Annotated in this window: 18 protein-coding genes; 12 read left to right on the top strand and 6 right to left on the bottom strand. The window is 64.5% G+C overall.

Annotated elements, in window-relative coordinates; all coding sequences use genetic code 11:
• Window positions 1-12: 12 nt before the first annotated feature.
• The 3 genes from BSG08_RS10485 to BSG08_RS10475 are packed head-to-tail and all read right to left on the bottom strand — an operon-like array spanning window position 13 to window position 3,258.
• Complete coding sequence (locus BSG08_RS10485) at window positions 13-504, bottom strand: hypothetical protein (RefSeq protein WP_093036267.1); 492 nt, start codon at window positions 502-504, stop codon at window positions 13-15.
• The gene (locus BSG08_RS10480) at window positions 497-1,318 is read right to left on the bottom strand and encodes an ABC transporter ATP-binding protein (RefSeq protein WP_093036264.1); all 822 of its coding nucleotides are present in this window, start codon (window positions 1,316-1,318) and stop codon (window positions 497-499) included. Before BSG08_RS10480 ends, BSG08_RS10485 begins: the two co-directional genes overlap by 8 nt.
• Window positions 1,315-3,258 (bottom strand): AMP-binding protein, encoded by a 1,944-nt coding sequence (locus BSG08_RS10475; protein ID WP_093036261.1) that lies wholly within the window; start codon window positions 3,256-3,258, stop codon window positions 1,315-1,317. The genes BSG08_RS10480 and BSG08_RS10475 overlap by 4 nt, the downstream gene beginning before the upstream one ends.
• Window positions 3,259-3,486: 228 nt before the next feature.
• Here BSG08_RS10475 and BSG08_RS10470 point away from each other — a divergent pair, with 228 nt between their 5' ends.
• Window positions 3,487-5,394 (top strand): hybrid sensor histidine kinase/response regulator, encoded by a 1,908-nt coding sequence (locus tag BSG08_RS10470; protein WP_093036258.1) that lies wholly within the window; start codon window positions 3,487-3,489, stop codon window positions 5,392-5,394.
• A complete protein-coding gene (locus tag BSG08_RS10465; protein ID WP_093036256.1) occupies window positions 5,391-6,092 on the top strand; it encodes a response regulator transcription factor in 702 nt (233 codons plus the stop codon). Before BSG08_RS10470 ends, BSG08_RS10465 begins: the two co-directional genes overlap by 4 nt.
• A gap of 6 nt (window positions 6,093-6,098) precedes the next feature.
• Here the strand turns inward: BSG08_RS10465 and BSG08_RS10460 are convergent, their stop codons facing one another.
• Complete coding sequence (locus tag BSG08_RS10460; protein WP_093036771.1) at window positions 6,099-6,971, bottom strand: LysR family transcriptional regulator; 873 nt, start codon at window positions 6,969-6,971, stop codon at window positions 6,099-6,101.
• A 98-nt stretch (window positions 6,972-7,069) separates the two neighbouring features.
• On the opposite strand from BSG08_RS10460, the gene BSG08_RS10455 reads away from it, so the two are divergent.
• Complete coding sequence (locus tag BSG08_RS10455; RefSeq protein ID WP_093036253.1) at window positions 7,070-7,351, top strand: DUF1330 domain-containing protein; 282 nt, start codon at window positions 7,070-7,072, stop codon at window positions 7,349-7,351.
• 17 nt (window positions 7,352-7,368) lie between these two features.
• Here BSG08_RS10455 and BSG08_RS10450 read toward each other — a convergent pair whose 3' ends face one another.
• Both BSG08_RS10450 and BSG08_RS10445 read right to left on the bottom strand, forming a co-directional pair.
• Complete coding sequence (locus tag BSG08_RS10450; protein WP_093036250.1) at window positions 7,369-8,574, bottom strand: Zn-dependent hydrolase; 1,206 nt, start codon at window positions 8,572-8,574, stop codon at window positions 7,369-7,371.
• Between the two features lie 389 nt (window positions 8,575-8,963).
• Entirely contained in the window at window positions 8,964-10,007 is a 1,044-nt protein-coding gene (locus tag BSG08_RS10445; protein ID WP_093036247.1) for a LacI family DNA-binding transcriptional regulator, read from the bottom strand.
• Between the two features lie 146 nt (window positions 10,008-10,153).
• Here BSG08_RS10445 and BSG08_RS10440 point away from each other — a divergent pair, with 146 nt between their 5' ends.
• The 9 genes from BSG08_RS10440 (at window position 10,154) to BSG08_RS10400 (ending at window position 18,055) form a co-directional block, all read left to right on the top strand.
• Window positions 10,154-10,348 (top strand): hypothetical protein, encoded by a 195-nt coding sequence (locus tag BSG08_RS10440; protein WP_093036244.1) that lies wholly within the window; start codon window positions 10,154-10,156, stop codon window positions 10,346-10,348.
• Between the two features lie 21 nt (window positions 10,349-10,369).
• Window positions 10,370-11,518, top strand: a complete 1,149-nt coding sequence (locus BSG08_RS10435) for a TRAP transporter substrate-binding protein (RefSeq protein ID WP_093036241.1) — start codon at window positions 10,370-10,372, stop codon at window positions 11,516-11,518.
• A gap of 98 nt (window positions 11,519-11,616) precedes the next feature.
• Window positions 11,617-12,123: a TRAP transporter small permease gene (locus BSG08_RS10430; RefSeq protein WP_093036238.1), complete on the top strand. Its 507-nt coding sequence runs from the start codon at window positions 11,617-11,619 to the stop codon at window positions 12,121-12,123.
• Window positions 12,124-12,133: 10 nt separating this feature from the next.
• On the top strand, window positions 12,134-13,462 hold the full coding sequence (locus tag BSG08_RS10425; RefSeq protein ID WP_093036768.1) for a TRAP transporter large permease: 1,329 nt from the start codon (window positions 12,134-12,136) through the stop codon (window positions 13,460-13,462).
• A gap of 9 nt (window positions 13,463-13,471) precedes the next feature.
• Entirely contained in the window at window positions 13,472-14,779 is a 1,308-nt protein-coding gene (gene hisD, locus BSG08_RS10420) for a histidinol dehydrogenase (RefSeq protein ID WP_093036235.1), read from the top strand.
• On the top strand, window positions 14,772-15,530 hold the full coding sequence (locus BSG08_RS10415; RefSeq protein ID WP_093036232.1) for an SDR family NAD(P)-dependent oxidoreductase: 759 nt from the start codon (window positions 14,772-14,774) through the stop codon (window positions 15,528-15,530). Before hisD ends, BSG08_RS10415 begins: the two co-directional genes overlap by 8 nt.
• Window positions 15,527-16,510: a zinc-dependent alcohol dehydrogenase gene (locus BSG08_RS10410; RefSeq protein ID WP_093036229.1), complete on the top strand. Its 984-nt coding sequence runs from the start codon at window positions 15,527-15,529 to the stop codon at window positions 16,508-16,510. Before BSG08_RS10415 ends, BSG08_RS10410 begins: the two co-directional genes overlap by 4 nt.
• A 15-nt stretch (window positions 16,511-16,525) precedes the next feature.
• On the top strand, window positions 16,526-16,930 hold the full coding sequence (locus BSG08_RS10405; protein WP_093036225.1) for a universal stress protein: 405 nt from the start codon (window positions 16,526-16,528) through the stop codon (window positions 16,928-16,930).
• A gap of 9 nt (window positions 16,931-16,939) precedes the next feature.
• Complete coding sequence (locus BSG08_RS10400) at window positions 16,940-18,055, top strand: alpha-hydroxy acid oxidase (protein ID WP_245770664.1); 1,116 nt, start codon at window positions 16,940-16,942, stop codon at window positions 18,053-18,055.
• Window positions 18,056-18,114 lie beyond the last annotated feature (59 nt).

Raw genomic sequence — 18,114 nt, 5'->3', positions numbered from 1 at the left:
CGTTGGGGCGTGTCAGGCTTCAAGATGTGTCTCCACGATCCGCAGGGTGAGATTGCCGTCATCGTGACGCTTTTGCAGCGCGAGGACCGGCTCGATCCACTGGTTGCTGTGCCATGTGTCCGCCTCTGCCGGTATATAGCGCCCTGTCGCAACGGCCTCGGCGATCCATGTATCGAACCCTGCCTCGGACGCCCCTGTCGGATCTGTAACCGAACAGGCCGAAAGACCGTCCGGAGGAGATTCTTCCACCAGCAGTTGCCCGCCTTTGGGCAGGTCATAGCTAAGTGAGCCGTTCGCAGCCTCGCCTTGTCCGAGCCCCGCAACCACCGGCGGCGCGAGCGCTTCCAGCGCCGTCAGGCAGCGGGTGTGGAATTCGGACCAGCCATCGGCATGAGCGGACATCGGCAAAAGCGCCATAACAAGCCCGAGGGCCGCCCCCAGGGCCTTGCCGGCGTAAAGCCCCGGATCGTACCGGGGATGATCTCGCGGTGCGAAATCAGTCATGAGCGACTCCCAGATAGGCGTCTATCACGTCCTGATTGTTACGCACCTCGTCGGGCGTGCCATCGCCGATCTTGCGGCCGTAATCCATCACGACGACCCGGTCGCTCAGATCCATCACGACTCCCATGTCATGCTCGATGAGCGCGATGGTGGTGCCGAATTCGTCATTCACGTCGAGGATAAAGCGGCTCATATCCTCTTTTTCCTCGACATTCATACCCGCCATCGGCTCGTCGAGCAGCAGGATCGACGGCTCGGCCGCAAGCGCGCGGGCGAGTTCCACCCGCTTTTTCAGACCGTAGGGCAGGCGCGACACGGGCGTCTTGCGGATGTGCTGGATTTCGAGAAAGTCGATGACCTTTTCAACGACCGCGCGGTTCTCGACCTCTTCGCGTTCGGCCTTGCCTTTCCAGATCGCCTGGGCGAACAGCCCCGCCTTCATCTGCCGGATCCGGCCCGTCATCACGTTGTCGAGCACCGTCATCCCCTCGAAGAGGGCGATGTTCTGGAAGGTGCGGGCGATGCCCTGCTGCGCCACCTCATAGGGTTTCATCGGTGGCCGCAACTTGCCCTGATACCAGATCTCACCCTCCTGCGGATGATAAAAGCCGCTGATGACATTCAGCATCGAGGACTTGCCCGCGCCGTTGGGACCGATGATCGCACGGATCTCACCCTGCCGGATGTCAAAGGAAATGTCCTTGATCGCCACCACACCGCCAAAGCGCAGGCTGATGTTCTTCATCTCCATCACGACGCCGCCGATCTTGCGGCCGTCCTCGGTGGTGTAGCCTTCGGGTGTCATGTCCTTCATTCCGCTGCCACCTTTGCTGCCTTGACCGGGACCACCGCCGCGTCGCGGATCTGAAGCGTGGCGCTGATATAGCCCTTGCGCCCGTCCTCGTAGGTCACTTCGGTCTTGGTGAATATCTCCTTTGACCCGTCATAGAGAGCGGTCAGAAGATCATCGTATTTGCCCTCGACAATCCGGCGGCGCACCTTGCGGGTGCGGGTCATCTCGCCATCATCGGCATCGAGTTCCTTGTGCAACACAAGAAAGCGATGCACCTGGCAATGCGACAGCATCGGGTCCGAGACGAGGCTGCGGTTGACCTCTTCGACATGCGCCTGAATGGTGTCGAGCACGCGCGGATGCCCCGCCAGTTCCTGATAGGAGGCATAGCCGATATTGTTGCGCTCCGCCCAGTTGCCGACTGCCGTGAGGTCGATGTTGACAAAGGCCGTGCAGGCATCGCGCCCGTTGCCGAACACCACCGCCTCGAGGATGTTGGGGTAGAATTTCAGCTTGTTCTCTACGTACTTCGGGGCGAACAGGCGGCCATCGGCCATCTTGCCCACATCCTTGGCCCGGTCGATGATCCGCAGGTGACCGTTCTCCTTGTCGAAGAACCCGGCATCGCCGGTCGCGACCCAGCCTTCGGCATCCTTGGTGTCGGCGGTGCTCTCGGGATTCTTGTAATAATATTCGAACGTGCCGGGGCTGCGATAGAACACCTCGCCGGTGTCGCTGATGCGGATTTCCACGCCCGGGGCGGGCACGCCCACGGTGTCGCTGCGCACCTCGCCATCCGGTTGCAGGGTAATGAATACCGATGCCTCGGTCTGGCCATAGAGCTGTTTGAGGTTGATCCCCAAAGAGCGATAGAAATCAAAGATCTCAGGTCCGATAGCCTCGCCCGCCGTATAGCCCACGCGCACCCGGCCCAGACCAAGCGTATCCTTGAGCGGACCATAGACAAAGATTTTCCCGAGCGCGTATTTGAACCGGTCCCAGCCGCCGACCGGCCTGCCGTCCAGAATTGCCGGACCCACCTTGCGCGCATGCGCCATGAAGATGTCGAACAGCCATTTCTTGAAGCGCCCGGCATCCTCCATGCGGATCATCACGTTGGTGAGCTGCGATTCGAACACGCGCGGGGGGGCGAAGTAATAGGTCGGCCCGATCTCTCGCAGGTCGGTCTGCATTGTCTCGGCGCTCTCGGGGCAGTTGACGCAGAAGCCGCACCAGTAGGCCTGCCCGATGGAAAAGATGAAATCGCCGACCCAGGCCATCGGCAGGTAGGCCAGCACCTCTTCGTCACGGGTCAGGTGATCGAATTCGGACGAGGATTTCGAGGCCTCGATGATGTTGCGATTGGACAGCACCACGCCCTTGGGCTTGCCCGTCGTGCCCGAGGTATAGAGCATGACGCAGATGCTGTCATAGGTCAGCTTTTCGCGCCGCGCCTTGAGATCGGCGATGAATTCCGCATGCGCCGCGCGGCCCTGTTGCTGGATATGGTCGAAAGCGTGCAGCTTGTGATGGTCGTATTTTCGCAATCCGCGCGGGTCGATATAGATCATGTGCTCGAGTTGATGCAAACCCTCCTGCACCTCGATCAGCTTGTCGACCTGCTCCTGATCCTCGACGATCGCGAAGCGCGCGCCGCAGTGATCCATGACATAGGCCATCTCTTCGGCGGCACTGTCCTGATAGAGCGGCACGGGGATCGCGCCCACGGATTGCGCCGCCACCATCGACCAGTAGAAATGCGGTCGGTTGCGGCCGATTATGGCAATGAAATCGCCCTCATTGACCCCGAGATTGATCAGCCCGAGGGCAAGCGATTCGATTTCCTTCTCGGTTTCCGCCCAGGTCCAGCATTGCCAGATGCCGTATTCTTTCTCCCGATAGGCGGGTTTGTCCCCGAACCGGGTGGCGTTACGTTGCAAGAGCGCCGGAACGGAATCCATCCCGTCCGTCGCCTGTGACGGCTGTGCCAAATTTTATCCTCCCATTTGTCCGCGATGCGGACATACGACCGCCTTGGGGCGATTCTCCTCTACCCAAAGGGTGCGACATTTACGTTCGACGTCAACTTTTTCCTGAACATTTCGCAATCACAACGAATTGTAACAGCGTCACAATCGACCTTTGCGCTCTGGCCATCCGGTGCTAGCCAGAGACAGGAGGAGTTGCAGATGAGCCCCAGCCGTGCCGATCGCGACGCCATGACCATGGTCGGCCTGAACCTCATTCAGCAGGCGCTGACGATCTATGACCGGGATCTGCGGCTGGCGGTCTGCAACCGGCGTTTCCAGGAGATGTTCGACCTGCCGCAGGCGCTGGTGACGCCGGGCGCCGATTTCGCCGCGACCATCCGCTATCTGGCCGAGCGTGGCGATTACGGCGAGATGAGCGACCTGAACGGTTTTGTCGCCACCCGCGTCGATATCGCCCGCGCTTTCGAGCCGCATTACATGGAGCGCACCCGCGCCAACGGCCGCACGATCAGCGTCGAGGGTTCGCCCCTGCCGCAGGGCGGATGGGTCACGGTCTATACCGACATCACCCGCACCCGGCGGCAAGAGGCGCTGCTGCGGGCGCGGTCGGAGGAACTGTCGGGGCAGTTGCTGAACTATTCCGAAGAGTTGTCCGCCACCAACCGCCAGCTGGAGGCGACGATCACCGCGCTCGAAGAGGCCAAGCGCCAGATCACCGAGGCCGAGGCTCGCACCCGGCTGACCGCCGAGATGATGCCCGCCCATATCGCGCATGTCGGCCCAGACCGCTGTTATACCTATTCCAACCGGCGGCTGACCTCGGTCATGCCCGGCTCGCGTGGCGATCTCATCGGCGTGCATGCCGCAGAGGTGCTGGGCGCGCGGACCTGGGCGGTGATCGGTCCCGAGCTGGACAAGGCCTATGCCGGGCAGGCTTCGGTCTTTGAATTTACCCATGAACCCAGCTCGCGCCGGATCCGGGTGGCGCTGACGCCCGATCACAGCAGCGGCGGGGTCTATATCCTGTCGATGGACATCACCGAGGAAAGCCAGACCCGAGCCGCCCTGCAACAGACCCGCCGCCGCGAACTGGCGGCACAACTGACCAGCGGGCTGGCGCATGATTTCTCGAACCTGCTGACGATCATTCTGGGCATGCAGTCGCGGCTGGGCCGGATGGGCCTGACGGCAGAGGCGCAGGAACTGGTCAACGCCACGCTTGCGGCGGCGCGGCGCGGCGGTGGTCTGCTCAACCGCATAGCCGACATGACAGGGCCGCGCGAACACGAGCCGGTGCCGACCGATCTGGATGCCTTTCTGAAAGATCTCGAAACGCTGGCACGTTCGGCGCTGCCCTCCGGCATGTCGCTGCACATCGAGAACCCGGGGTTGGCAGGGCGTTATCTGCTCGATCCCGGAATGTTGCAGGATTCCCTGCTCAATCTGGTGCTCAACGCCCGCGATGCCTGTGGCAGCGCGGGGGTGATCACGCTGACCGCACTGCCCCTGCAGGATACATGGCTGGAGTTCGCGGTCACCGATACCGGCCCCGGATTCACCCCCGAGGCGCTTGAGCATGCGCTCGATCCCTTCTTTACGACCAAGGGTGGCGAGGGGTCGGGACTGGGCCTGTCGATGGTCTACAACATGACCAAGCTGGCAGGCGGACGCATCCTGCTGGCCAACACCGAACACGGTGCGCGCGTGGCGCTGCGCCTGCCCCTGCGGCCAGCCGGGGCGGCGCGCCCACCGGGGCTGGTGCTGCTGGTCGAGGACAGCCCCGACCTGCGCAGCACGCTGCGCGACATGCTGCGCAGCGCAGGCCACAGCGTCATCGAAGCCGCCAGCGTGGACGAGGCTGCAACGCTGATGGTGGACCTGCCCGAGATATCCGCCGTGCTGTCGGATATCGTGCTCGAAGGCGACAGGACCGGGCTGGATCTGGCCACCCTGCCCCGGGCCGCGCAGTGCCCGCTGGTGCTGATGACCTCGCTGCCGCCTGATGATCCGCTGCACCGCACCGCCGCGCGGCTGGCTCCGGTGCTGCGCAAACCCTTCACCGCCACGCAACTGGATGCCGCGCTGAACACCGGAGGAACGCCATGAGTGCGCCCCTTGTCACCATTCTGGATGATGAACCGGCCATCCGCACGATGCTGGCCGAGGCGCTGAACGAGGCGGGCTTTCGCACCATGACCTTTGGTCGCGCGACCGAATTCGAGGCGGCGCTGCGGCAGGCCAGCCCCGATGTCTGTCTGGTCGATCTGTCGCTGCCGGACCGTGACGGGCTGACGCTGGTGCATCGGCTGGCGCTGGAACAGGGCGCCACGGTGATCATCATCTCGGGCCGCGCGCAGGTGCAGGACCGGGTGACGGGACTGGAACTGGGGGCGGATGACTATATCATCAAGCCGTTCGATCCCGCCGAGGTCGTGGCCCGCATCCGCGCCCGCCTGCGCCGCAACGCCGCCAGCCCGCAATCGGGCGAAGTTGCCCGGTTCAACGGCTGGACCGCGCATTTCGACCGCTACAGCCTGGAGGATAACACCGGAACCGAGACGACGTTTTCCCATGCCGAAGGCGAGGTTCTGCGGCTCTTTCTGGAGCGGCCCAAGCGGCTGATTTCCCGGCAGGCGATGCAGGAGGCGCTTGGGGGTGCTGCGGGCGAAAGTTTTGACCGTGCGATGGATGTGCGCATCTCGCGCCTGCGCACCAAGCTGCGCGAAGACCCCAAGAACCCCCGCCTGATCAAGACGATCTACGGCGCGGGCTATATCTTTGTGGGCGATGTGGTCTGGGGGTGATCCGGCTCAGGCGGTGAAAAGCGCCCGGTGCTGGCGGAAATACCCGACCAGCATCTCGCGGAAGGCGCGCACCCTGGCGCCCGGCCAGACATCGGCATGGGCAACGACCCAGATCGGGGCATAGGGTTCCGGCGGCATCACCGGCACCTGCACCAGCCCCGGCGTGCCACGTCCGGCAAAGACCGGCATGCGCACCACGCCCAGCCCGACCTGCGCCGCACCGATCATCGCCAGCATGTCGTCGAACCGCATCCGGACATAGCCGTTCGATCGCTGTTTCAGCGCCAAAGCGGGCAGACCCACCGCGTCCTGATGCACGATCCACGGCACCGGAACGGCGCTGTCGGCCATGATGCGCCCTGCCAGATCCGGGCTGGCGAAGGCGGCGCGGTGCTGTTCTGTCAGACGCAGGCCGGTCAGCGCATCGCCGGGGCTGTGGCTGATCCGCACGGCCAGATCTGCATCGCGTCGGCCCAGATCGAGGAGGTCATGCGCGGTGTTGACCTGTAGCGCCACCGCGGGATGCGCGGTGCAAAAGGCGTCGATCACATGGACCAGATGCAACTGCACGAGCAGCTGCGGCGCGGTGATCACCAGCGGGCCGCGGAGCGAGCCGTCGCGCCCCTGGAGTTGCCGCATCAGCGCATGTTCGCGCGTCTCCATCTCTTCGGCATGGCGCGCCGCGAGAAGCCCCAGTTCGGTCGGGCGGTAACCATCCGGTCGCCGCTCGAACAGCGGCTGGCCAAGGGCCTTTTCGGCGCGCGCGATGCGTCGCGCGACGGTGGTGTAATTGATCCCCAGCAGATTTCCGGCCCGCGCCAGCGTGCCGGCGCGAACCAGGTGGAGAATGATCTTGAGATCCTGCCAGTCGAGTGTCATGGCATGCATTATTGCATGTTCAATATGCAAATACACCTGTTTTCGCAATACCGGCACCGGGCTAGCGTCAAAGCCACCCACCACACACGGAGGCCCTCATGACCTACGCCTATGTCGCCCTGACCATTGCCAATCCCGAATCGCTCGCAGCCTATCGCGCAAGAGCCGCAGAGGCGCTGGCCGCGCATGGCGGTAGCGTCGTTTCAGCCAGCAGGGATCTGGTTGCGCTCGAAGGTGCACCGACCCTGCCCGACATGGCGGCGATCCTGTCGTTCCCGGATCGCGCGGCGGCGGAGGCCTGGATCAACGACCCTGCCTTTGCCGATATTCACGCCCTGCGGCGGGGGGCCGGGCAGTCGGATATCATCCTGCTCGGCTGACAGGTCGGCGGGCTCGCTCAGACGCGCACCACGCGCGCCGCCGCCCCGGCCAGAACCCTTAACCCGGTCACCAGATCGTCCTCGCCGGTGTCTTCGGCAAAGGCGTGGCTGATGCCGTCGATCGAGGGCACGAACAGCATGGCGGCAGGCATCAGGCGCGACACGTTCGTCGCGTCATGCAGCGCACCCGACTGCATCCTGCGCCAGCGACCCGGCGCGATCTCTTCGGCGCTCTCGCAGAGCGCGTCGCGCAGGCGTGCGGCCATCGGCACCGGCTCCAGCCCCAGCATGTCGCCAAAGCCGACGCCAAGGCCCATCTGCGCAGCCACCTCCTCTGCCGTGGCACGGATGATCTGTTCCATCCGGCGCAGGCGGTCGCCATCGCCATCACGCCACTGCATCGAAAACACCGCCTGTCCCGGCACGATCGAATGGGCGTCGGGATGCAGGCGCACATGGCCGATGGTCCAGACCGTCCGTGGCGTGACCACGTTACGGAACCGTTCATTGATCAGACTGTTGAAGCGCGCCAGCCCCTGAAAAGCGTCGCGGCGCAGGTGCATCGGCGTGGTGCCTGCGTGGTTCTGCTCGCCGTCGAACGTGATGCGCATGTCGCGGATGCCCACGATATCGGTCACGACACCCACCGCCTCACCCGCCTGATCGAGCCAGGGACCCTGTTCGATATGCATCTCCAGAAAGCCGGTGAAGCGGGCGGGATCGACAAAACCTTTCGCAATATGCGCCATCGCCGCGCGCGCGTCGGCAAAGGTCACGCCATCGCGGTCGGTCTGCCGATCTGCCACGTCGAGCGACAGGCCACCCGACCAGATCGCGCTGCCGGTGGTGACGCCGAATCGTCCCTCCTCGTCCTGAAAGGACACGACCGACACGCGCGGCGCACCCGCATCCCGCGCCGCGCGGGCGATCTCCAGCCCGGCGATCACGCCCAGTGCACCGTCGAGCCAGCCGCCTTCGGGCTGGCTGTCGCTGTGGGAGCCGACGAGCAGCGATTGCCCCTCGGCCATACCGAAGAGATTGCCCACCGGATCGAAATGCGGCGCAAGCCCCGCCTCGGTCATGCGTTCTGCCAGCCAGTCGCGCGCCGCGATATCGGCGGCGCTGAAGGCCGGGCGAATGACCCCCTTGCCCACGCCTGCGACGCCGAACTGGCGCAACCGGTGCAGGTCGGCCAGAAATCTCTCGGGGTTTATGGTAAACATCCTGTCCCTCCATGCTCTTTCGCGGCAGGCTACAGACATGTCGGGCCTGAGTGAAGCGCCGCCGGATCGGGACGGAGGCATGGACTGGGGCGAGGGGTGGTTAGGGGCGAAGGGGCAGACGGACTCAGGCGACAGGTTTCTGGCGCACCACCTCTCCGCCGGAAACAGCCGAAGGGTATGACCTGTCCCGGATGACATGTCATATATGACATGTCATCGGAGGCGTGTTCCAAACCTCGGGGTTCGAGTAATCCCGGCGGGAGGCGCTGGACGGCTCGGGGTCCGAGGGGGGCGCGGACAGAACTCGGGCGGCAGCATTCCAACGCCCACAGCCGGAAACTGCCAGGAGTTTGTCAGCAATCCGGATCACCCCCGGCAGAGGGCGGCGGTCACGAGTTGCGCGCGGGCGGGGCAAGCGTATCCCGCAGGCAAAGCCGGGTTTCAAGACAGACGCTGTTGCCATGGCCCTCGCCCGCGAGCATCGCGACCAGCCGCCGCGCCGCCGCGCGGCCCATCTCGCGATGGGGGACATGGACGGTGGTCAGGGGCGGTTCGACCACCGTGGCCAGTTCGATATCGTCAAAGCCCGTGATCGAGATGTCCTGCGGCACGCGCAACCCGAGTTTGCGCGCCATCTGCAGCGCTCCGACCGCCAGAACGTCGTTGCCGCAGATCACGGCGGTGGGTCTTGTGGGATGCGCCATCATGCGAGCCAGCGCAGCGCCGCCGCTCTCAAAGCTGTAGGTGGTCTCGATCAGCTGTGCCCTGGCCGGATCGAGACCCTGGACGCGCAGGGCATCATGCACGCCCTCGACCCGCGCCCGGGCCCGGTCATTGCCCTCGACTTCGGCCGAGATGATGCCGATTTCGCGGTGCCCCTGTCCAAGCACCTCGCCAGCGAGCGCGGCCATCGACCGGCGGTTGTCGAACCCGATCGACGGGCGGGACAGCGCCGGATCGAACACCCATGTGATCAGCAGCGGCACGCCGCGACTTTCGAGGAATTCATAGAGCGCCGGGGCGCGGTCATGGCCGATCAGCAGCAGCGCATCCGCGCCGCGCGCCACAAGGGTGCGGATCTGTTCCTCTTCGATCTCGGGGCGGTAGGAGGAAGAGGCGACCAGCAGGGTGATGCCGTTGAGGTGGAGTTCTTCCTGAAACGCCTGGAGCGCGCGGGCAAAGATCGCGTTCTCCATCGTCGGGATGATCGCGCCAATGGTGCCGGTCCGCCGCGCGGCCAGCGCCCGCGCGCCGAAATTGGGTGAATAGCCAAGGTCGGCTATCGCTGCCATCACCCGGTCGCGGGTTGCCTGCTGCACCTGCGCGGGCGAATTGAGACAGCGCGAGACGGTTGCGGTGGACACACCCGCACGCGCCGCGACATCCGCCAACGTGGGCAGATGTCGGTCATCGTCCTTGTTGCGTCGGTTCATCCTCGGGGTCCGGTCTGAGAGTGGTCAGCGGGTGGGTCTGCTTAGGTCACGATGTCTGCAAGAGCAATATAACAGCTTGCCTGAATTTATGTAAGCGCTTACATTCATCTCGAATCGTCGGCGAATCTGGCGAGAGGGAGGCAATGATGTTCCTGCTTTTGGCAGCCGTATTGTTCGGGGCTTTCGGGCTGAATGTAATGATGGGTGCCTTTGCCGGCACCGCGTTTCTGAATGATGTGAACGAGATGCTGCTGCTTCTGGCGGCGGTGATCACCTTTGTCGTTGCGGCGCTGAAGAGCGAAGCGGCCCGAAGAAACACAACCGATAAAGCAAAAACATAATATCTCAAGGGAGGAGACCCAATGGAAAAGGCAATTGAAGACCTCGCGTCGGAGGAGCGGCGCAATTTCATGAAACTGGCCTCTACAGGCAGTTTCACCGCTGCGCTTGTGGCGGGGGCGGGTGGCGCGCTGTGGTCGTCCAATGCCAGCGCGCAGACCGCCAACGAGGAGCGCGAGCGCGAGGCAGCGGCGGATCATGTGATGACGGTGGCCACGGAATACGTCATCGGCACGACACGCAGCTATCCGCTGATGCAGCTTGATGTGAAAGAGAATCTGCAGAACGCCTCGAACGGCAAGATCTATGTGAAACTGGCGCCCGGCGGACAGTTGGGGGTCGGCTCGGCTCTGGCGCAGAAGGTGCAGGGCGGCACGGTGAATGCGGCACAGTTCTCGCTGTCCAATTTCGCACCCTTCGCGTCGGCGGTGGACCTGATCAACATGCCCTATTTCTGCGGGGCCAATCAGCGGTTCGTCAATCTCGTGACATCCGATATCTGGAAGCAGGAGGTCAACACCGCCGTCGAGGCGCGCGGCTTCAAGCCACTGTTCTACTATTGCATCGACCCGCGCGTGATGGCCGTGCGCAAGGGCGGTGGCGGGCCGATCATGACGCCCGCCGATCTGAAAGGCATCAAGTTCCGGGTGCCCGGTTCGCAGATGCTGCAGCAACTCTACCGCATGGGCGGAGCAAATCCCACGCCCGTCGCATGGGGCGAGACCGCCTCGGCGATCAAGCAAGGTGTGGCCGATGCGCTCGACCCGGCGGTTGGCGCACTCTATGCCTTTGGCTTCAAGGACATTCTCAGCCATGTCACCTTTACCCAGGCGGTGCCGGACAGCCAGACCTATGCCTGCAACCTCGAATGGTTCAACAGCCTGCCGGGCGATGTGAAGGAGGCGATCGAATGGGCCTCCGAGATGAGTTTTCACCAGAATCTCGCCAAGGTGCCGTCGTCGCGCACATTCGCCATGGCCGAGATGCGCAAGTCAGGGGTGGAATTCCATTCGCTGAGCGACGATCAGCTGGCCGAGTGGCAGGAAACGGTGGGATACCAGCGCTCTGAATGGGACAGCTTCAAGACCGAACTGGCGGGGTCGATGGAAACATTCGACAAACTTGTCGAGGCGGCGGGCACGAAGGGCAAATTCTACGTTCACGACGCCTGACACACGCATGATCCGGGCGCGCCCCGCGTGCCCGGTCGCCTCTGACGCGAACAAGAGCGGTCGGGTTGCGCGATGCCACCTGCCCCGGAAGGATTGTCATGCTCAAGACATTGGATCGAAATCTGGAGCGCTGGGCGCTTCTGATCTTTTACATGATGCTTGTCACCACAATGGCGATCGAGGTGATCCGGCGCGAGATATTTGCCTATTCCTCGGTCTGGGGCGAAGAGGTCGTGCGCTACGCCTTTATCTATCTGGCCTGGATCGGGGCGGCGGCGGCGGTGCGTGAACGCGCCCATATCCGGATCGACGTGGTGATGCATTACGTCGGGCCGCGCACCAAGGCAGCGCTCTATATCCTCGGCGATCTGGTGATGGCTGCGGTTGCAGTGGTCGCGCTCTACTGGTCATGGGAGACGGTTCTGGTCTCGGCCAAATTCGGCTCGGTCAGCGCGGGTCTGCGCGTGTCGATGGTCTGGTTTCTGCTGGCGGTGCCGGTGGGCTTTGGTCTGATGCTGCTCCGGCTGGCTCAGTCTTTCCTGCGCGATCTGCGCGCGCTTCGTGAGGGCACCCCCGTTCACGAAGGCAATCAGCTGTTCGACTGAGGGGCGCGGGATCATGTGGAACACATTTTCGCAAACGGTCGATCTGGGCTGGGATTTCTACGGTCCGGTAATCCTCTTTGTGATGCTGGTTATGCTGGCGGTGCCGATCTGGGCCGCCATCGGGGCAAGCGCCATTCTGATGCTGCTGTGGTCGGGGGCGCTGCCGCTGAGCCTGGTGGGCGAGAGCCTGTTCGACGGGATCGACGCATTCGCCCTTACGGCCGTGCCGCTGTTCATCCTGACCGGCGACGTGCTGGTGCGCACCGGGCTGAGCCGCAAGTTTCTGGATGTGGCGGAGGCGTTGACGCAGTTCGCCCGCGGCGGATTCGGTTCGGCGACGGTGCTGGTTTGCGGGATGTTCTCTGCCATATCCGGCTCTGACGCGGCGGGCGCGGCAGCGGTGGGGCGGATGACCATCGACCGGCTGGTCGAAAGCGGCTATCCCCGCCCCTATGCCTGCGCGCTGGTAGCGGCGGGGGCCTGCACCGGCATCCTTATTCCGCCGTCGATCGCCTATATCATCATCGGGCTGGTGCTGGGGATTTCGGCCTCGACCCTGTTCATGGCGGCGGTCATACCGGGGCTCTTTATCCTGGTGTCGATCCTGATCACCAATATCGTGGTCAATCGTGTCTATGGTTACGAGGGCGGCGGCAATATCGGCCCTGGGGAATACTTCGCAAATCTTGGCCGGGCGCTGCGCTCGGGCTGGTATGCCTTTATCGTGCCGGGGGTCATTTTCTACGGGATCTTCTCGGGTCACCTGACCCCGACCGAGGCGGGCGCGACCGCGGTGGTGGTCACGATCATTCTCGGGTTCATCCTCGGCACGCTTAGTCTGGCGGATTTTCCGGCCATGCTGATCAGTTCGGCCAAGGTGAACGGGGTGATCCTGCCGATCATCGCCTTTTCGCTGCCTCTGGCGCAAGCGCTGGCGATCATGGGCGTGCCGCAGGGCTTTGTCGGCGCGGTCACGGGGATCACCGAAGAGCCGGCGTTGCTGATCCTGCTGATGATCCTGGTTCTGATCGCCGCAGGCTGCGTGATGGAAACGACGCCCAATATCGTGATCCTCGCGCCGATTCTCAAACCGCTGGCCGACAACATCGGGATGAACGAAATCCAGTTCTGCGTGATGATGATCACCGCGCTTGGCGTGGGATTCATCACCCCGCCGCTCGGGCTCAACCTCTTTGTTGTCTCCGGCATTACCGGGGAATCGATCCTCAGGATCGCGGCACGCGCCGTGCCGTTCGTTTTCTTCATGCTCATCGTGGTGCTGCTGATCGCCTATATCCCGGCGATTTCGACCACGATGCTGCCCGACATCTACAGATAGGACAGACATATGACCCGCGAATATCTAAAGAAGGCAACGCTCACCTCGAAATCCGATGCCTCGGATGTCAAGGCCACGGTGCGCAGCATACTCGATGCTATCGAAGCAGGCGGCGACAAGGCGGCGCTGGACTATGCCGCCAGGTTCGACAAGTACGACGGCAATGTCATACTGACCCGCGATGACATCGCCGCCGCAGCCGCGCAGGTGCCGGAAAAACTCAAGCAGGACATCCGGTTTTCGCATGACAACGTGCGCCGTTTTGCCGAGGCGCAGAAGCAGACGCTGCGCGACATCGAGATCGAGGTGGTGCCGGGGCTGATCGCCGGGCAAAAGAGCATTCCGGTCACAGGCGCGGGCTGTTACGTGCCGGGCGGGCGCTACAGTCATATCGCCAGCGCCATCATGACGGTCACCACCGCCAAGGTGGCCGGATGCCAACATATCGTTGCCTGTTCGCCGCCGCGTCCCGGCGTGGGCATCGCGCCTGCGATCATCTATGCCGCCGACCTCTGCGGCGCCGATACGATTCTTGCGATGGGCGGCGTGCAGGGCGTCGCGGCGATGACCTTTGGTCTGTTCGGCCTGCCGAGGGCCAATATCCTTGTCGGTCCCGGCAATCAGTTCGTCGCCGAGGCCAAGCGGATGCTGTTTGGCCGGGTGGGCATCGACATGATTGCAGGGCCGACGGACAGCCTGATCCTGGCGGACCGGACCGCCGATCCGATGGTGGTGGCAACCGATCTGGTGGGGCAGGCCGAACATGGCTACAACTCGCCCGTCTGGCTGGTGACGGATCACCGTCCGCTCGCCGAGGAGGTGATGCGCCTGGTGCCGGACCTCATCGCCGACCTGCCGCAGGTCAACTGCGAGAACGCCACCGCCGCCTGGCGCGATTACGCAGAGGTGATCCTGTGCGCCGACCGCGATGAGATGGCGGCGACCTCGGACGAATACGCGCCCGAGCATCTGACGGTGCAGGCCGCAGATCTGGACTGGTGGCTGGGGCGGCTCAGTTGTTACGGCTCGTTGTTTCTGGGCGAAGAGACGACCGTGGCCTTTGGCGACAAGGCGTCGGGCACCAATCATGTGCTGCCCACAAGCGGCGCGGCAAGCTATACCGGCGGCCTGAGCGTGCATAAATACATGAAAATCGTCACTTGGCAGCGCTCGACCCGCGAGGGTGCCAGGCCGGTGGCCGAGGCCACCGCCCGGATTGCCCGGCTTGAGGGGATGGAGGGGCACGCGCGGACCGCCGATATCCGGCTGCGCAAGTACTTCCCCGACGAAACATTCGATCTGAGCGCCAATGGCTGAACGGGGACTGTTCGACGTCACCGGGCGCGTGGCGCTGGTCACCGGGGCCAGTTCCGGCCTCGGACGGCGTGCGGCGACTGTGCTGGCGCAGGCGGGCGCATATGTCGTGGGTGTCGCGCGGCGCGCTGATGCGCTGGCGGGCTGGCAGGACGAGGCGGGCGCGCAGGCTGCCGTGATCGCGCATGATCTGGCGGATCGCGACGGGCTGGCGGACCTGGCGCGGCGCGCGGCGGAACCGTTCGGCGCGCCGGATATCGTGGTCCATGCGGCGGGCATCAACACGCGGCAGGCGGCGGACGAGGTAACGCCCGAGGGCTGGGACGTGACGCTGGCGCTGAACCTGACAGCGCCGTTTTTCCTGAGCCAACACCTCGTGCCTGCAATGCGCGCGAAGGGCTGGGGCCGGATCGTCAATTTCGCCTCGCTGCAATCGTTCCGCGCCTTTCCCGGCGGCATCGCCTATGGCGCGAGCAAGGGCGGCGTGGCACAGATGACCCGTGCGATGGCAGAGGCGTGGTCGCGCCACGGCGTCAACGTCAACGCGCTGGCCCCCGGATTCATCCGTACCGAACTGACTGCGCCGGTCTTTGATGATCCCGAACGCGCGGCGCGCAACGCGGCGCAGACCTGCATCGGGCGCAATGGCGAGGTCGGCGATATGGACGGGCCGCTGCTGTTTCTCTGCTCGGCGGCGTCGGATTACGTGACCGGGCAGATCCTGATGCTGGATGGAGGATTTACCGCGAAATGAAGGCGCTTGTGTATATCGGTCCCGAGGGGCTGGAGTATCGCGACATGGCGGACCCGGTGCCGGCCGAGGGTGAGGCGCTGATCCGGGTCGAGAGCGTGGGCATCTGCGGATCGGACATGCACGCCTGGCTGGGCCATGACGAACGCCGCCCTGCCCCCCTGGTTCTGGGTCATGAGGCGGCAGGCGTGGTGCTGAGCGGGACCATGAAGGGGCAGCGGGTGACGGTCAATCCGCTGGTCACATGCGGCACCTGCCCCGCCTGCCGGTCGGGCCGCGACAATCTCTGCGCCACACGTCAGATCATTTCGATGCCGCCGCGCGAAGGGGCATTTGCCGGGCTGCTGGCGATGCCCGAGCGCAATCTGGTGCCGCTGCCGGACCATGTGACCACGCATCAGGCGGCACTGGCGGAACCCATCGCCTGCGGTTGGCACGCGGTGCGGCTAGGCCGCGCGATCCTGGGGAACGGCCCGCAGCGGGCGCTGGTGCTGGGCGGCGGGGCAATCGGTCTTGGCGCGGCGCTCAGCCTTGCGGCGCAAGGGATCAGTGACGTGACCATGGTCGAGCCGCATGCCACGCGGTGCGCCTATCTGAGCCTGCGCTGCGATCAGGTGGTCATCGCACCCGACGCGCTGGACCCATCGGAGCGGTTCGACATCATCGTGGACGGGGTGGGGTTCGAGACGACGCGCGCGCAGGCCTCGGCCCATGCCCGGCCCGGCGGGGTGATCGTGCATATCGGCCTGGGGCAATCCGCCGGAGGGCTGGATATCCGGCGCATGACGCTGCAGGAGATTACATTCATCGGCACCTACACCTACACGAGTCAGGATTTCCGCGACTGCGCGCAAGCCATGTTCGACGGGCGTCTCGGTGCGCTCGACTGGATCGAGGAGCGACCGCTGAACGACGGCGCAGCGGCCTTTGCCGATATACGCGCCGGCCGCGTGAGCAGCCCCAAGATCGTTCTTGTCCCCTGAAACGGAGCCTTTGAGATGTATCACAAAATCATCGTGGCGCTGGCACTCGATCACGGTATCAGCCAGACCGCCCTGCAGGTCGCGCGCGCCCTGCGCACCGAGGGAGGGGAGATCATCGCCCTGCATGCCTATGAGCCGGTACAGGGATCGGTCCGGGCCTATCTGGGCGAAGAGGTGATCGAAGGAGCCTACAAACGTGCGCAGGCGCTTCTGGCCGAGCGGGTGGCGGGCGAGCCCGACATCAGGGCGGTGATGCTGCGCGGCCACTCCGGTCGGGCGATCACGGATTACGCCGAAGGGATCGGAGCGGACTGCATCGTCGTCGGCTCGCACAAGCCGGGGCTGAGCGATTTCTTTCTGGGGTCCACGGCGGCGCGCGTCGTCCGTCATGCCGTCTGCGCCGTGCATGTGCTGCGCTAGGCGCGGGCGGTGTTCGGCTGGGACAATATCCATTGTGCCGAGGATGCCCGGCGGCTGGCGCGGCGGCGGCTGCCGTGGATGGTGTTCGACTATATCGACGGCGCGGCGGGCGAAGGCCATGGCGAGGCGCTGAACCGCGCCGCGCTGCGCGACCTGCGGCTAAGACCCCGCGTGCTGTGCAATGTCGCGCTGCGCGACCTGTCGCTGGAGGTTTTCGGGCATCCGGCCCGTGTGCCCTTCGGGATCACGCCGATGGGCATGTGCAACCTCAGCACGCCCGGTGCCGATCTCATGCTGGCGCGGCTGGCGGCGCGGGACCGGGTGCCGCTGGGGGTATCGACCGTGGCCTCTACCCCGCTGGAAGAGATGATCGAGACGGCTGAGGGGCACGCCTGGTTCCAGCTCTATTTCAGCGGCGATGGTAGCGGCACAATGGCGCTGGTGGAACGGGCGCGGGTGGCGGGGTATGAAACCCTCGTCGTGACGCTGGACGTGCCCGAGGTGGGCCGCCGCCCGCGTGAATTGCGGCACGGGTTCAGGATGCCGTTCCGCATCGGTCCGCGGCAGTTCGTCGATTTCGCCCTTCATCCGCGCTGGTCGTTTGGCACGCTCTGGCACGGCAGACCCGAAATGGCGAATTTCCGCGATGGCGGATTTGACCGCACCGCAAGCCGCGCGGTGGCGGACTGGTCCTACATGCGCCGCCTGCGCGACGCCTGGCCCGGCAAGTTGGTGATCAAGGGGGTTCTGGATGCCGACGACGCGCTGCGGCTGCGCGACGAGGGGGTCGATGCCATCCAGGTCTCGGGTCATGGCGGGCGGCAGCTGGACGGCGCGCCGCCGCCGGTGCTGATGCTGGAGAAGATCCGCACAGCCCTTGGCCCCGACTTCCCGCTGTTCTTCGATTCCGGGCTGCGCTCGGGTGAGGATATCGTCAAGGCACACGCGATGGGGGCGGATTTCGTCTTTGTCGGACGACCGCTGCTCTTTGCCATGGCGGCGGCGGGCGAGCGGGGCCTGCACCAACTGTGGGAGGTGCTGACAGAGGAGGTGAGCCTGACGCTGGCACAGCTTGGACGGACCGGCATGACCAGGCTGGGAACGTGCCTGGCGCGCGGGGCATGATGGTGCACGATTTCCTGTGGACCGAAACACGTTCTGCGTGTAGCAAAAACCTGCGCGCA

Origin of the sequence: Roseovarius azorensis (assembly GCF_900109455.1) — a bacterium.
Classification (GTDB): Bacteria; Pseudomonadota; Alphaproteobacteria; order Rhodobacterales; family Rhodobacteraceae; genus Roseovarius; species Roseovarius azorensis.
This window is presented reverse-complemented; position numbering and strand designations above follow the sequence as displayed.

Coding starts and splice junctions, on each gene's coding strand:
- BSG08_RS10445 (WP_093036247.1), bottom strand. CDS start 10,007: ATGAACCGACGCAACAAGGACGATGACCGACATCTGCCCACGTTGGCG.
- BSG08_RS10485 (WP_093036267.1), bottom strand. CDS start 504: ATGACTGATTTCGCACCGCGAGATCATCCCCGGTACGATCCGGGGCTT.
- BSG08_RS10435 (WP_093036241.1), top strand. CDS start 10,370: ATGGAAAAGGCAATTGAAGACCTCGCGTCGGAGGAGCGGCGCAATTTC.
- BSG08_RS10465 (WP_093036256.1), top strand. CDS start 5,391: ATGAGTGCGCCCCTTGTCACCATTCTGGATGATGAACCGGCCATCCGC.
- BSG08_RS10410 (WP_093036229.1), top strand. CDS start 15,527: ATGAAGGCGCTTGTGTATATCGGTCCCGAGGGGCTGGAGTATCGCGAC.
- BSG08_RS10470 (WP_093036258.1), top strand. CDS start 3,487: ATGAGCCCCAGCCGTGCCGATCGCGACGCCATGACCATGGTCGGCCTG.
- BSG08_RS10440 (WP_093036244.1), top strand. CDS start 10,154: ATGTTCCTGCTTTTGGCAGCCGTATTGTTCGGGGCTTTCGGGCTGAAT.
- BSG08_RS10450 (WP_093036250.1), bottom strand. CDS start 8,574: ATGTTTACCATAAACCCCGAGAGATTTCTGGCCGACCTGCACCGGTTG.
- BSG08_RS10475 (WP_093036261.1), bottom strand. CDS start 3,258: ATGGATTCCGTTCCGGCGCTCTTGCAACGTAACGCCACCCGGTTCGGG.
- BSG08_RS10430 (WP_093036238.1), top strand. CDS start 11,617: ATGCTCAAGACATTGGATCGAAATCTGGAGCGCTGGGCGCTTCTGATC.
- BSG08_RS10455 (WP_093036253.1), top strand. CDS start 7,070: ATGACCTACGCCTATGTCGCCCTGACCATTGCCAATCCCGAATCGCTC.
- BSG08_RS10480 (WP_093036264.1), bottom strand. CDS start 1,318: ATGAAGGACATGACACCCGAAGGCTACACCACCGAGGACGGCCGCAAG.
- BSG08_RS10405 (WP_093036225.1), top strand. CDS start 16,526: ATGTATCACAAAATCATCGTGGCGCTGGCACTCGATCACGGTATCAGC.
- BSG08_RS10460 (WP_093036771.1), bottom strand. CDS start 6,971: ATGACACTCGACTGGCAGGATCTCAAGATCATTCTCCACCTGGTTCGC.
- hisD (WP_093036235.1), top strand. CDS start 13,472: ATGACCCGCGAATATCTAAAGAAGGCAACGCTCACCTCGAAATCCGAT.
- BSG08_RS10415 (WP_093036232.1), top strand. CDS start 14,772: ATGGCTGAACGGGGACTGTTCGACGTCACCGGGCGCGTGGCGCTGGTC.